1 protein-coding gene is annotated in these 1164 nt (G+C 55.8%); it reads left to right on the top strand.

What is annotated here, in order from left to right; all coding sequences use genetic code 11:
• The coding region (locus B156_RS29930) for a PKD domain-containing protein (protein WP_040586377.1) at positions 1-1164 on the top strand (1164 nt) is incomplete at both ends.

Raw genomic sequence — 1164 nt, 5'->3', positions numbered from 1 at the left:
ACAAGGCCATCACGGTGCGTGCTGCCAGCACGGCCGAGGGGGCACCGATCAGTCAGATGGCTCTGGGAGTGGGGCAGGAACAGCAGTGGAGCATTGAGGAGCGTAGCTGTTCGGCCACCGCCACCAATCAGGCGCCCGTAGCTGTGGCCACATCTACCTCCTTAACGGGCACTTCGCCCCTGAGCGTGACCTTTACGGGCAACAAATCCTACGACCCCGAAGGTGATCCCATCACTTACGAATGGAACTTTGGCGATGGAAGTAGCTATTCTGCCGAAGCCAACCCGGTGAAGGTGTTCACGGCTAAACCCGGCAGCCAGGGTGTTGGTCTGGTTCTGAACTATACGGTGCAGTTGATGGTCATCGACAGTAAAGGGCTGCGGAGTCCGGTCCAGACCTTTTTTGTCAGGCTCAACAATAATAACCCAACGGTCCAGATCACCAACCCGGTCAGTAATGCTAAATACCCCCTGGACAAGTCCACCAGCTACACCCTGGGTGCTACGGTCACCGGCAATAGCATCCAGTCGCAGATCTGGCAGGTAAAGCTGCGCCACAACAACCGTGAGCAACTAGTGAAGACCACTTCGGGAGCTAATCCGGTTGTCGATATATCGCCCGTGGGTTGTGACGGGGATGACTACTATTACGTGATTACGGTGAGGGTGACGGATTTAAATAATCTTTCGGGCCAGGATTCGGTCAGGATTTACCCGGATTGCAACTCGCCTAAATTGACAGTTACCGGCGTAACAGCAACTACGCTCAGTAGCAGCAGTGTGCGGCTCAACTGGACGAACCCCACCCATCCCTTCGACAAGGTGCTGGTAGTGGGTAGAGCTGGTTTGGGTCTTACGGACATTCCCCTTGAGCCTACCTACACAGCCAACCCCAGCTTTACGGGCAACGGCTCGGATTTGTCGGGGGGAGGCAAGGTACTCTATCAGGGTACATCGAACTCGGTGGTGGTAACTGACCTGACGGCGGGGCAACTCTATTATTTTCGGGTGTATGCCCATGCTGGCAACGGCTGGTCGGGCGGGGTGGAGGTGAATGCTACCCCACTATCAGCCCCCTCCTCGTCACCGGGTTCTGTTTCGGTGGTTGAAGCCAATAAGTGCTATCGACTCGTATCCCGGCTCAGTGGAAAAGTACTCGCCGTAA

Origin of the sequence: Spirosoma luteum DSM 19990 (assembly GCF_000374065.1) — a bacterium.
In the GTDB taxonomy this organism is placed as follows: Bacteria; Bacteroidota; Bacteroidia; order Cytophagales; family Spirosomataceae; genus Spirosoma; species Spirosoma luteum.
Note: the sequence above shows the minus strand (reverse complement) of the source record. Positions and strands in the feature narration are given on the sequence as shown.